Annotated in this window: 9 protein-coding genes; 7 read left to right on the top strand and 2 right to left on the bottom strand. The window is 28.4% G+C overall.

Annotated features, from left to right (window positions below):
• Positions 1-5: 5 nt before the first annotated feature.
• A complete protein-coding gene (gene glmS, locus SFBM_RS05355) occupies positions 6-1,832 on the bottom strand; it encodes a glutamine--fructose-6-phosphate transaminase (isomerizing) (RefSeq protein WP_014017994.1) in 1,827 nt (608 codons plus the stop codon).
• Between the two features lie 119 nt (positions 1,833-1,951).
• Between glmS and SFBM_RS05350 the strand changes: the two genes are divergently transcribed.
• From SFBM_RS05350 to SFBM_RS05330, 5 genes are all read left to right on the top strand, one after another.
• Positions 1,952-5,527: a S8 family peptidase gene (locus SFBM_RS05350; RefSeq protein ID WP_014017993.1), complete on the top strand. Its 3,576-nt coding sequence runs from the start codon at positions 1,952-1,954 to the stop codon at positions 5,525-5,527.
• Between the two features lie 104 nt (positions 5,528-5,631).
• Positions 5,632-6,120 carry a hypothetical protein gene (locus tag SFBM_RS05345; RefSeq protein ID WP_005805771.1) on the top strand — a complete coding sequence of 163 codons (489 nt, stop codon included), beginning with the start codon at positions 5,632-5,634 and terminating at the stop codon, positions 6,118-6,120.
• 46 nt (positions 6,121-6,166) lie between these two features.
• The gene (gene radA / locus SFBM_RS05340) at positions 6,167-7,552 is read left to right on the top strand and encodes a DNA repair protein RadA (RefSeq protein WP_007440163.1); all 1,386 of its coding nucleotides are present in this window, start codon (positions 6,167-6,169) and stop codon (positions 7,550-7,552) included.
• 144 nt (positions 7,553-7,696) lie between these two features.
• A complete protein-coding gene (locus SFBM_RS05335; protein WP_005805774.1) occupies positions 7,697-9,823 on the top strand; it encodes a methyl-accepting chemotaxis protein in 2,127 nt (708 codons plus the stop codon).
• A gap of 25 nt (positions 9,824-9,848) precedes the next feature.
• Positions 9,849-10,988: an aminotransferase class I/II-fold pyridoxal phosphate-dependent enzyme gene (locus SFBM_RS05330; protein WP_005805777.1), complete on the top strand. Its 1,140-nt coding sequence runs from the start codon at positions 9,849-9,851 to the stop codon at positions 10,986-10,988.
• 98 nt (positions 10,989-11,086) lie between these two features.
• On the opposite strand, the gene SFBM_RS05325 is transcribed toward SFBM_RS05330, so the two are convergent.
• On the bottom strand, positions 11,087-11,833 hold the full coding sequence (locus SFBM_RS05325; RefSeq protein ID WP_005805779.1) for a hypothetical protein: 747 nt from the start codon (positions 11,831-11,833) through the stop codon (positions 11,087-11,089).
• Positions 11,834-12,006: 173 nt separating this feature from the next.
• Here SFBM_RS05325 and SFBM_RS05320 point away from each other — a divergent pair, with 173 nt between their 5' ends.
• Positions 12,007-12,975, top strand: coding sequence for a sodium:calcium antiporter (locus tag SFBM_RS05320; RefSeq protein WP_007440162.1), 969 nt, complete (start codon positions 12,007-12,009; stop codon positions 12,973-12,975).
• A gap of 12 nt (positions 12,976-12,987) precedes the next feature.
• Positions 12,988-13,821, top strand: coding sequence for a polysaccharide deacetylase family protein (locus SFBM_RS05315; protein ID WP_005805783.1), 834 nt, complete (start codon positions 12,988-12,990; stop codon positions 13,819-13,821).
• The last annotated feature ends 159 nt before the right edge of the window (positions 13,822-13,980 follow it).

Genomic DNA, 13,980 nt, shown 5'->3' with positions numbered 1-13,980 from the left:
TTTTTTTATTCAACTGTTACAGATTTTGCGAGATTACGAGGTTTGTCAACGTTGTTACCTCTGAGTGTAGAAATATAATAAGCAAGAAGTTGCATTGGAATTATAGATAATAGAGGAGTGAAGATATCTAATGTTTCAGGAATTAATATTATTTCGTCACAACAATCATTTAAAAATTTTGTAGTTTCTTTTGTAACGGTTAGTACTTTTGCACCACGTGCTTTTACTTCTTTTATATTAGCTATCATCTTTTCTATTAATTTTTCTTGAGTTGAGAGAGCAACAACAAAAGTTTTATCGTCAACAAGTGCAATCGTTCCATGTTTTAATTCTCCAGCACCTATTGCAAAAGAATTTATATATGAGATTTCTTTGAGTTTAAGGCTAGACTCAAATGAAATATCCATGTCTATATTACGTCCCATATAAAATATGTTTTCATTTTTGAATTGCTTTTGTGCAATATCTTTAATTTTTTGTTTGTCGTCTAATATCGTTTGAGCTTTTTCTGGAATTGTTTTAAGTTCTTTTAAAAGCTCTTCGACTTGTTTGTCATCTAAAATATTTAATAATTTTCCAAATTTTAAAGCAATAAGATTCAGAGCAAGTAATTGGCATGTGAAAATTTTTGTTGATGCAACTCCTATTTCAGGACCTCCAATTGTGTAGAATATATAATCTGATTCACGAGTTATTGAAGAGCCAACAATATTAACTATGCTTAATATTTTTGCACCTTTCTCCTTTGCAAGTCTTAAACTTTGAATAGTATCTAGGGTTTCACCAGACTGTGAAATACAAATGACTAAGGTTTTATCATCAATTATTGGATCGTTATATCTAAATTCTGATGCTATTTCGCAGTTAATATCTATATGTGCAAATTTTCTAAAAATATATTTTCCAATTAATCCTGCATTATAGGCTGTCCCACATCCTACAATGTAAAATTTATTGAAGGTTCTTAGTTCTTCTTCTGTTATATTTAGATCTTGGATATTTAATTTATTTCCATTTATATTGTTATTTAAAGTGTTTTTTAAAGCTCTTGGCTGTTCATGAATTTCTTTTAATGTGAAATGATCAAAATTTTCTTTCTCAGCCTCTTCAATTTGCCATGTAATTTCAATTTCTTTTCTTTCAATAGGATTTTCAAATTCATCGTATATCTTGATAGAGTCTTTTGTAATTTCAACAAATTCATTATTTTCGATTAATAATACTTTTCTTGTGTATTTTAAAATTGCTGGTATGTCTGATGCTATAAAGTTCTCATTTTCACCAATTCCAATTATAAGTGGACTATCCTTTCTTACGGCTATTATTTTGTCAGGATCATCTTTTGCGATTACACTTATAGCGTATGATCCAGTTAATTTTTGAACAACTTTATAGAGTGTACTCAATAAATTTCCATTCCATAGATGATCTATTAAGTGTGCTATAACTTCCGTATCAGTTTCTGATTTTAATTTGATATTAAGATTGTTTTGTAACAAGTGTTTAAGCTCAATGTAGTTTTCTATTATTCCATTGTGTACTATAGCAATTGTGTTTATTGAATTTGTATGTGGATGAGAATTTATATCTGAAGGCTCACCATGAGTTGCCCATCTTGTATGACCTATTCCAATATTGCTCGTTATTTTTAGATGAGATAATTTACTTTCTAAATTTGAAATGTTACCTTTTGATTTTTCTATAAATATGGATCCTTGAGATAATACAGCAATCCCTGATGAATCGTAACCCCTGTATTCAAGCTTTTTTAGTCCATGAATTAATATAGGTAAAGCATTCTTCGATCCTGCATATCCAACTATACCGCACATAAGAACCTCCATAAAATTATTATTAATTCAATTTTAACAAAAAATATTTTTAATAACAATCAACTATTAGTATTTGAAAATATAGTTTATTATAGAATAATTTTTAAAATAGGTAGTAAATGAGTGAAATTTTAAAATTGATTTTGGAAGAGAGATCTATTTATAGGAGGTCTAAGCTTTATAAGGCATTTGTGCATGATAAGTTTACGCTAAATGACAAAGTACCTATAATTTACCGCTCTAGAAATGTAGAAGGCGTTAAAAGTTTTTTGGGAGATCTAAATGTTGAACATCGTCCATTAAGAGGTGATTTTGGGATTATTCATTTAGATATTGGAAATTTGGACACGATAAATGATATTTCAAATGCTTTAGATAAGGAAATTTATTTTGATTTTTCATATCCGATTATACTAGATGATTCGAGTTCTAATTTTAATTCTTGTGTTTTTGATCTTAATAATTCTCAAAAGTTATATGGCTCGGGTGTTGTTATTGCATTTATAGATTCGGGAATTGATTATACGATCAATGCATTTAGAAATAGTGATGGAACAACAAGAATTAAATATATGTACAATCCTTCTACTGGAACTCTTTATAATTCTGAGCAAATAAATGAGGCATTAAGAAATGAGAATCCTTTTAGTGTTATTAATGAAGGTGACTATAAGGGTCATGGGACAGAGGTCGCTTCAATTGCTTGTGCAGGTGGGAATATAAATAGTAATTTGTATGGAGTAGCACCTCGTGCATCTATAATTAGTGTAAATAGTACAACAAATATTGATTCAACTATTGTACTTTTTCACACTATTATGATGGGACTTGATTTTTTAGCAGAAAAACAAGATGAGGAAGGATTTCCACTAGTAGTAAATTTGAGTTTTAGTACTAATTATGGAGCTCACACAGGCACAACTTTGCTTGCAGAATATGTAAGTAATTTTGCCGCTAGAGAAAATACTACTGTGGTGGTTTCGGCTGGAAATGAAGGAGGTGCAGCACATCACAAAAGTGGGAATATAGTTTCAGAAGGTGAGAATGTAGAAATTGAAATTTCAGGTAATCATGAAGTCATTATAGTCTCGCTTTATAAAGGAATATTGTCTGATGTAGTGATTACAATAAGTTCTCCATCTACGGGAGTAAGTCAGCTTATAAGATTAACTGAAGGTAATCAACGTGTGAGAGTTGGAGGAGATCTCGTTAATGTTTTATATACTGGTCCTACAAGGTATAATGTTTTTGGTGAATGTTTAATTACCATTGAATCATATAGAAATTCAACTATTGAGGAGGGGGTCTGGAGTATAAACATTAAGTTATGTAATGAGTTTGAGAGTACTTATAATATGTGGCTACCAACAAATGAGTCTGTAGGTAAGGGTACGAGATTTTTAAAACCTGATAATAATGATACTTTAGGTTCGCCTGCAACTGTATATAATGTAATTTCTGTTGGAAGTTATAATTATAGACGTGAAAGTGTTTCTATTTTTTCCGGTAGAGGTTCAATTAATAATAAGGATAATTTAAAGCCTGATATATTAGCTCCAGGAGAGGATGTTAGAGTAATAGGAATTGGAGGAAAGGAATATGTGGTTTCGGGTACAAGTTTTTCTGCTCCAATAGTTTCTGGGATATGTGCACTTTTGATGGAGTGGGGAATTATTAATAAAAATAAACCTAATTTATATGGAGAGGTTATAAAATATTTTTTAATTAGAGGAGCAAATAGAGTTAAAAATATATCTTATCCTAATAATTCTTATGGATATGGATTTGTATGTGGGTCTAAAGCTTTTATAGATGTTGAAGAAAGTATTAATAATATTTTGTATGATATAAGGATGACTCAAATTCAAGCGAATAGGGAAGAAGATAAAGAAATTATAAATCCTATACAGACTTATGACCCGTTAGATAATATAAATGTTTTAAAATATGACGATATGAATATTAATTTGTGCCCACTTAATAGTCTTAGTGATGATAGCAGGGTTGAATTTTTGATGACTGTTCAAAATAATATGAAGTTTATTGATGGAGATTATTGTATTTATCCTTTAAAAGAAGAGAGTGAAGAAGTCTATTTATCAATATTATCAGTTCCTATAGATAAATTAGATGTGTTATATGAAAGATATTTTCCGGATGGGTCAGTAGATATTCAAACTTCGTATTATTACACACTATGTAGTGAGAGTATATCTCCATTGTCAGATTCAGGTATTTATCAAACGCAAAGTAATGAATATTTAGATTTGACAGGAAGAAATGTTATAGTTGCTATAGTAGACACAGGAATTGATTATTTAAATGAGAATTTTATGGACGAGTTTAATCAAACTAGGATTTTAGAAATTTGGGATCAAACAATTGATGAAGATACACATCAACCTAATGTTCTTTTTGGTAAAATATATACAAAGGAAGATATAGATTCTGCAATTAGAGTTAAAAGAAATGGAGGAGATCCATATACAATTGTTCCATCTAGGGATACAAACGGACATGGAACATCTATGGCTGGTATTACGAGTTCTTCTGGAATTGGTTTGGTTAGGGGAGCAGCACCTGAAAGCAATATAGTAGTTGTGAAATTGAGAGAGTTGTCTAGTAATTTGAGAGAGGTATTAGATTTTCCAAAAGATATACCAATATATAATGAGGTTGTGTTGTACTTAGCACTTAGATATTTAAGATCGATTAGATTTAAATATAATAAGCCAGTTTCTGTTGTGTTGCCACTTCAGACTAATGCTGGATATCATTCTGGAGAGTCTTTTGTATCAAAACAAATTACAGAATATTCCCAAAATTCAGGATTTGTTATTTCGGTTCCATGTGGAGATCAAGCAAATAAACAAATTCATGTTGAAGGTCAAATTTATAAGGAAAATCAGGAAGGAGTTATAGAATTTTTTGCAGACAAGGGTCAAACACGTTTAGCAATTGATATATTTATAGAGAATTATTCAAAAGTATCGTTTTATGTAATTTCTCCTTCAGGTGAAAGAACGAGAGAGTTTGATGTTAAAGGGGTTATTTATAACAATTATAGTTTTAAATTTTTATTAGAGCAGACAGAGATGAAAATATTTTGTGAAATTAGGCAAACATCTGTTTCAATTATACAAGATATTGAGATTTTGTTTAATAATTTGAAATCTGGAATTTGGCAAATAATTATTATGTCTAAAGATAATTTTCCAGTAAAGTATGATGCTTATTTGCCTATTAAGGAACTTTTGAAGCCAGATACTAGATTTTTGAATTCAACCTCAATCAGTACAATTACTCAACCAAGTTCAGCACATCTTGCTATTGCCATGGCCTATTACAATCAAAATTTAACTTCGATTGTTACAAAGTCAGGACAAGGATTTACTTTGGATAATAGAGTTGTACCATTACTTGCAGCAGGTGGCATAGATATTTTGACTATAGGAAAAGGTGGAAGAGAAATTTTAATGAGTGGTAGTTCTGTCGCTGCGGCTGTTTCTGCTGGAGGAATTGCACTAATTTTGGAATGGGGAATTGTAAAAAAGAATAAGCCAAATTTGAATTCTACTATTATAATGTGGCTATTTGTGAGCTCAGCTATTACTCCAAAAGGGTATGAATATCCTAATAGATATTGGGGATATGGAATTTTAAATATAAGAAATGTGTTTGATATTTTAAGATAATATTTTAAGGCTTACTAAAAAATTTTTTTGGTAAGTCCTTTTTTGTATAAAAATTTTTCAGCTTGAAATAATGACAATAAATATGACTTCGGGGGTTATTTAATATGGATAATATTAAAGTTACAGATATAAATATAAAAATTAAAAGTAAGGAAGATATAATTAATTATCTGAAAAGTACAGATAGGATTGATTACAATGCACTCATAAATATTTTTAAGGCAAATGATAAAATTATTTTAAGCAGAAAAGAAATTATATATTTGTTAAAAATTATAAATGATAAAAGCAATAGAAGATGTCCTTATTGTAATAGTATTTCTATATCAAGGCATCAGAAATATACAAAATATAAAGATGGAGTTACGAAAGAAAGATTTAGATGTAAGGAGTGTAGAAAAACATTTTCTGATACGACTAATACAATATTTCATAATGCGAAGTTACCATTTGAAAAAATTCAGATGTGTGTAAAAGAGGTAACGAATGAGAATACTATAAGAACAGCAGCAAAGAATTTGGATATTTCAGTTCCTACTGCTTTTTATATGAAACATAAAATATTAAACAATAAGATAGCTGCTGATATTTGATATGATATAATTGATTTACCTTTATTTAAATTTGTTGGAGGTAAATTTGAAAAGTAAAATAGTCTATATATGTTCAAACTGTAAGTTTGAACAAGTCAAATGGTCTGGTAGATGTCCAAATTGTAATACTTGGAATTCCTTTGAAGAATCTGAGATATTAAAGAAGGGAAATGTTAAGGTTAATACATACATAAAGAGTGGAACTGTAACAAAAAAGGCTCAAAGACTTTCAGAAGTAAAAGTGTTTAATAGCGATAGGATAGTAACTGATATTAATGAGTTTAATAGGGTTGTTGGTGGTGGGATTGTACGAGATTCTATAAGTATACTTGCCGCAAAGCCAGGAGCTGGAAAATCAACATTATTACTTCAGGTTGCTTATGATATTTCAAAAAAAGGATTTAGGGTTTTATACGCATCTGGTGAAGAGAGTGAGAGTCAAATTAGAAAGAGAACAGATAGAATAATTTCTGAATTATCAGATGAAAGTATATGGATATATTCTGATATCTCGTTAAATAATGTAGTTAGCGTAATAAATGAGATTGATCCAGATTTTATAATAATTGATAGTATACAGACATTTATATTGGAAGAATATTTATCAAGACCAGGGTCGCCTACTCAAACTATGGAATGTGCAAATGAACTTTTGAGAATTGCAAAAAATGCAAATAGACCTAGAGCTGTTATGATAGTTGGACAAATGACAAAAGAGGATGAGTTAGCTGGTGTCAGAGCATTAGAGCATTTAGTTGATTGTGTGCTTATGATTGAAGGAGATAATCTTGAAGAATTAAGATCTCTTATTTGTACGAAAAATAGATTTGGCAGTACTGGAGAAGTTGGTTTTTTTTCCATGACAGAGCAAGGAATGGTTTCTATTGATAATCCATCACAGTTTTTTATGACACAGAGAGATGATAGTAATGAGGTTTTTGGAAGTTGTCTAAGTGTCGTGAAAGAAGGTAATAGATGTATTGTTGTTGAAATTGAAAGTCTTGTTTCAAATTCGATAACTCCATATCCTTCAAGAATTTCTGATTGTTTAAAAAGGGATCAATTAAATACTCTTATTTCAATTTTGGAAGAACGAGGTCGAATTAAATTATTTGATAAAAATATCGTAATTAAATCTACTGGCGGAATTAGACTTAGGGAGCAGTGTGTTAACTTGTCGGTTATTATTAGTATAGTTTCTTCTTTAAAAAATAAGGCAGTAAATAATGGATATGTATTTATTGGTGATGTTGGACTTACAGGAGAAATAAAGAGAGTGCCATCTATGGAACTTAGGCTTAAGGAAGTTGATAGATTAGGATTTAAAAGGGTTTATGTTCCTTATGGTGAAAATTATAAGGTAGGTAGTTTTAAAAATATAGAGATAAGAGCCTTTAAATATATACATGAGGTTATTTATGATTTATTTTAAAGCAAGGGATTTCATTTATATGTAATCCCTTGTTTTTTTTACCTCTAAAAATCTTAATAAATTATGTTTTAAATACAGAAAAATAACAAATAATACTTTATATATTATTGCTTATTGTGTTTTTAGGAAAGAGGGAATTTTTATATGTCTCTTAAATTTAAGATAATGATATTCTGTTTGATTATATCTATTTTTAGTATTTTAGTTTCTGTATTTGGACTTTCTATAATTAGGAATGATTTTTTAGAGCAAAAGATTGATGTTATAAGAGGAAAGTCGCAAATCACATCATTAGAAATTGAACATCGATTAAAGAATTATATTTTAGATTTTAAATTCCTTGGCTTATTGTTGAAAAGTGATGATTCTGAGTACATATTTGGGGATAATCAAGTAAATAAAGATAGAGTTTATTCTATTATTAAAGAGTATGAAAATCTAAATAGTGATTTTGTGAAAGATATTACATTTATCAGTCATGATGGTACGGTTGAATTATCTACAAGTAAAAGTATAGAAGGGGATATAGTAAGTGAGTTAGCTAATAATGCAAAATATGATAAATTTAACGATGATTATATGATTTATTTGGACTTCGATTCTGATGGAGGAGAAGCCAATATTGTTTTAGTGTTGAGAATTTTAAATTCTAGAGGATCTGTATTTAGCTATTTATGTGGTACTTTATCATCAAATTTAATTAAAGATATTGTTTCTGATATGAAATTAGATATAATGTACAATAATAATGTTGAAATTTATGCTCATGATAAGCGTGTAATTTATTCTGATTTTAAAAATATTGTTGGGCAATATCTTACTGATGAAAATATGCTCACAAATATATCAAAAGCTGATTCTGGAAATGTTTTGTATTCAGGGGATATAACAATTGCTAAAAAGAATTATAAGATGTTGACTTATTATATTTCAGATCTTAGATGGAAAATTTCTTATTTTCTACCGGTGTCATCTATGTTGGAATCATATACAAAGAGTCAAATTATGTCATTTATATTATTAGCAGGATTTGCAATTCTACTTTTTGGTATATCATTGATTACACTTAAGATTCTTATTTTATCAAAATTAGAGGATAATGATAAGATAATTGACAAGACAGCTAATTTTGAACTCATAGATAATTATAAGATTCAAAATAATTCTAAAGATGAGCTTACTAATACTTATAATGGTTTAATTAGGATGAGATTGAATATTGGTAAAGTGATAAAAATTATTAAGATTAAGATAGTTGATTTAAATTCTAAGTATAGTGAGATTGAATTATTGACAAAAGAGTTAAAAGATTCTACTACGATTACATCTTCTGAAACTGATAATTTGTATGCTGGTATGGAACAAACAAATGCGACTCTTCAAGAAATAACAGCATCATCAAAACTTATAAGTGATGAGATGTTTAATATAAAAATGAATGCTGAAAAAGGTTATGATAGCACCCAAGATATTTCTAAGCGAACTAACTTGATAAAGAGTAATATTACAGAGTCTAAAGATAAGGCTATACAGATTTACGAGAATGTTAAGAGTGATTTAGAGACAGCAATTTCTAAATCAAAGGAAGTTGATGAAATTAATACTCTTACAGAATCTATTTTGAGTATTGCAAGTCAAACAAATTTGCTTGCATTGAATGCAGCAATTGAAGCTGCAAGGGCTGGAGAAGCTGGAAAAGGGTTTGCTGTTGTTGCAGAGGAAATTAGAACTCTTGCAGAAGAAAGTTCAGTTACCGCAAATAATATTAAGAGCATAGCTCAAAATGTAAATACGTCTATTGAAAGTTTGATTATAAGTTCAAGACAGATTCTAGATTTTATAGATAATAAAATTATACTCGATTACGATAGTTTTATAGATAGTAGTGAGGAGTATAGGAGTGACACATTTAAAATTAATGATTTTATGAAAAATTTCTTAGATATATCTAAAAAGGTAAGCGATGCGGTTGAAACAATAGTTGGATCAATAACTGAAATTTCAACGACTGTTAATAGTGGAACAATTGGATTATCAAATATTTCTGATAAGAATTTTCAAATTGTTGAGAAGATAAATAGCTTGAAACAATTTATTAAAGATAATAAAATTACAACATCTCAGTTAAACAATATTGTAAATAAATTTAAAATTACGGAAGATATCCACTTACAAATAGTAGATAGGAATCAAGATTATTCTATGAATCAAGATAATTTTGGAGATAATAATGGAAATGATAACAAGAATGAAATTAATGATGTAAAGTAGAAGTTTTAGATTGAGGGGGAGAAGTATGGAAGCAACTAAGAGTAAAAATAATTATCAATATTCAAATTTGGATACGAATGATTTTGATTTAATAATGCATGAAACTGAGAAAATGTATTTTTTAAGTCCTAAGCCTGTAATGTTTGTAATACAAAATTATAATCTTTTTGAGAAACAAGTAAGTCAAGGTTATTATGATAAAGAATCGTATAAGATGCTCATGAGTGCCTATTTTATGAAAGAATATGAGTGGGAGATTGATATACAGAATATACAATATATACCAAGTGATGAAATGGCGTATACTTTGATATTTGAATCTTTAACTCAAGTGAATGATAATGTGGTTGTACTCTCACCCTTAGAAAAAATACTTAGATATAAGATTTTAGCATCAAGTAGGAATCTTATATCAATACCACTTATTTATGAAGGAGAAAAACCCGAGCTTGACTTTGAACTTTTAGAAAAATATTCTAAAGATGCTAAGGTTATGGTTATAAGCAATCCACATTATCCATCTGGAAGGTGTTTTGGTGAAGATGAATTAAAAAAACTTGGAGACATTGCACGAAAAAATAATTTATGGATTTTAAGTATTGAAGAGGGATATGAGTTAACAAGAGATGGAATTAAATATATTCCATTGTCAAAGGCACTTAATAATAGTAGTAACGTTATAACATATCTAAGTCCATGTAAGACATTAAATCTTATGGATAGTACCATGGGTAATTTAGTTATAAATAACAAAAAGTTTAGGGATTTTATGAAAATGCAATTGAGTGATAATAGTAGGTTTGCAATTAACGCAATAGATGTTGAAATATTTAATATTTTTTATAGTAGAATAGATATTTGGTTAAGAAAACTTAGAGAATATGTTAATAAAAATTTTGATTTATTTGATGGTTATCTTAAAGATATATTTGGAACAATGAAACTTGAGAGACCTGAGAGCGGAACATTGGCATTTATCGACTTATCAAAATATGGATATATGCCTGAAGAACTTGAGTATAGAATTTTACGAAATGGAAAACTTACACTTAAGTTTGGAGAAGAAATTGAAGGAAATCTTCAAGGTAAGATTGCAATTAATATGGCTTATCCAAGAGAGATGCTTAAGGAGTGTTTCACTAGAATAAGGAAAGCACTGAAATAAGATATCGCTCGTTATAAACAAACTAATTTCATTTAGTTTGTTTTTTGTATATAATACAAAAAGTATCTTAGACTCTAAGATACTTTCTATTTTTTAGATTATTTATCTTTGTTTATTTCTTTCAAATAGGTGTTGCCTTCTTTGAGCAAGCCTCTTCTTGTTAGCTCTAATAATTTTTCAATAGATTCTTTGTTTTCATTGCTACTTAACGCCATGAGATTTGCAGACATAATATCTGTTAGATTAACTCGCAGAAGTTTTTCTTCAGAATCTTTTATTGCTTTCTCTGACAAAAGGATATAGTCAAGAGCTTGATTCATTTTATTATATGCCTCATTAGCGTTGATTTCGTTTTTTATATTTATATTTCTAAGATTTAATTTGTTTGCGTCGAGTTTAGGAATAAGAATACAATTTTCTAGAGACTTTGAATCGAATACTTTAAATACAAGTTCGTTATTGCTATTATAAAATAAATTTTCTCTTATATCTATAGTTAATTTGTTCGATTCTTTGTTGAATTTTTGGCACAATTCTTCGAATTTAAAATTTAGTGATTCACGACCAAAAGAAGTATTATCTTCATTTTTACATTTATCAAAAATTTCTTTCATATCTAAAATAGTTTTCTTTACTTCACTCAAAGTGGATTTGGCTATTTGTACATAAGTTATACCTATTTGGTAATTGCGTGTTATATATTGGGATTCTGTAAGCTCATCCATAAGATAATTAATTTGAATATTGTCTGAATTTGAATTATTTTTTGATAAATTATTATTTACTTTTCCAATTTTAAAAACACTTAAGGCTTTTGTGATATTAGAATTTTTATTTATTCTCATAGTTAGATCCTCCTTGATCGAAAATATACGTCCTTGTAAACAAGCCTCAATATAATTAATCGTAGTGACGACTAGATATTTAATACATATTGTATAAAAAGAGATTAACTATTATAATAAAACATAGTTTTTACATATAATTTTCAAAAAAATTTTTAAAGGAGGAAATGTTGTTGATATATTTGCTTTATGTCATATTGGCAATAACTGTAATATTATTTTCGATAAAAGCTGCTGATTATGTTGATTTAATCGATAAAAAGACAAATGTATCTGGAGCTTTTATAGGAGGAGTTATGCTTGCGGCAGTAACATCTCTTCCAGAATTATTTACGAGTATTTCTGGGGCACTTATTTTAAATAATCCTGAGCTTGTTTTAGGAAATATTTTAGGAAGTAATATTTTTAATTTAGCTACATTGTCTGCTATTGTTATTTTATTTATTAAAGGGTTTGTACAAAGTCAAATAAGCAAGAGTCATACTAAAACGATTTTATTTGTTATAATAATAAACATAATTTTATTCATACCAGTTTATTTTTCAAAGGATTTTAACATTTTTAATGTGAGTATTGTTTCAATTTTGATTTTGGTATTATATTTTACTTCTCTTAAATTTATGGCGACAAATGACATAGATGCAGATGAGGAAGACAAAGGGGAATGTAAACTTACCCTTAAACAAATTTTTACGAGATTTATATTAGTTAGTATAGGATTAGTTATTGCGAGTGTTTTTATAACGTATGTAACTGATATAATTTCTGTAAAATTGAATCTAGCTGCAAGTTTAAGTGGAGCGTTATTTTTAGGAATAGCAACATCACTTCCAGAAGTTACGTCATGTGTTGCACTTGCGAAAAAAGCAAAATTTAATTTAGTAGTGGGAAATATTATTGGGAGTAATATTTTTAACTTATTTATAATTTCGATAATAGATCTTTTATATGTCAGTGCATCACTTTATATTACAAATCATTCTCAAACAAAAATATTATTATTATTTGGATTTATAGCAACAGTATTAATTGCAATCTTACTTATCATTAAAAATAGCAATAAAAAATTGAAGATTGTTTATTTAGTCTTAAGTTTGGCAATTATATTAATATATATTGCGTATTTAATATTATCTTTATAAGGATGTGTTAACTTGAGAGGAAAAAAAGTTTATAAAGTTTTGCTTCCGTTATTAATTTTAGTTAGTTTTTTATCCATAGGAAGTCAGGTTGCAAAATCTTATTATGATGCTAAAAAAATATATGATGAAGTAAAGCCATCACTTACAAATGAAGAAATGTTAAGTAGGAAAGAAAAGAATGAAGCGTTAATTTTGCTTTATCATAATGTAACAAATAGTAAGAAAGCTAGTCAGGAAGATGATTTATACGTACATATTGATGATTTTAGAAAACAATTAGATTATATAGTTGGAAATGGATACAATGTTATAACATTAGAAGAACTTTATAGATTACGTAAATCTTGTGAGGAGATTCCAGAGAAAACATTAGTTTTAACTTTTGATGATGGAGATAAAAGCTCATATGATACGGTGTTCCCTGAACTTCAAAAAAGGAATTTAAAGGCGAGCTTTTTTGTTACAACAAGGCAACTTGGAGAGAGAGGATATGTTACGAAGGATAATCTTGTAGAGATGCACGAAGCTGGTCAAGACATAGAAAGTCAAGGACATAACAACGAAGACTTTATTAATACATCGCTTGCTCAAGTACATAAGTCAATGTATATAAGTAAGAAGATATTGGAGGAAACATTAAATAAACCTGTTTTATTTTTAGTTTATCCAAATTCTTCATTTAACTCTGAGGTTATAAGAGTTGCTCAAGATGTAGGATATGAATGGGCTTTGTCGACTGAGCCAGGGGAATTTTTTGATCATTATATGACTATGGAGAGAGTTAGTATACCAGGTGGAAGTGATATTGACATTTTTAAACAAAAATTGGCTGAATATGGTTATTAATTAAAATGGCTATTCTTAGAGTAGTCATTTTTTTTATTTTAAAATATGAATATAAAAAAATAAATTGTTCATAATAGTTTTATCAGTAGTTAAGAAATTGCTGATTTATTAAATATTTTTATTTTTTAAAAGGTTCGAGTTATTTATTTTTATTAAGTG

The organism is Candidatus Arthromitus sp. SFB-mouse-Japan (assembly GCF_000270205.1).
Taxonomy (GTDB): domain Bacteria; phylum Bacillota; class Clostridia; order Clostridiales; family Clostridiaceae; genus Dwaynesavagella.
Note: the sequence above shows the minus strand (reverse complement) of the source record. Positions and strands in the feature narration are given on the sequence as shown.

Excerpts from the sequence above, each read along its gene's own strand:
- SFBM_RS05345 (WP_005805771.1), top strand. The coding sequence starts at position 5,632 with ATGGATAATATTAAAGTTACAGATATAAATATAAAAATTAAAAGTAAG.
- SFBM_RS05330 (WP_005805777.1), top strand. The coding sequence starts at position 9,849 with ATGGAAGCAACTAAGAGTAAAAATAATTATCAATATTCAAATTTGGAT.
- glmS (WP_014017994.1), bottom strand. The coding sequence starts at position 1,832 with ATGTGCGGTATAGTTGGATATGCAGGATCGAAGAATGCTTTACCTATA.
- SFBM_RS05335 (WP_005805774.1), top strand. The coding sequence starts at position 7,697 with ATGTCTCTTAAATTTAAGATAATGATATTCTGTTTGATTATATCTATT.
- SFBM_RS05325 (WP_005805779.1), bottom strand. The coding sequence starts at position 11,833 with ATGAGAATAAATAAAAATTCTAATATCACAAAAGCCTTAAGTGTTTTT.
- SFBM_RS05350 (WP_014017993.1), top strand. The coding sequence starts at position 1,952 with ATGAGTGAAATTTTAAAATTGATTTTGGAAGAGAGATCTATTTATAGG.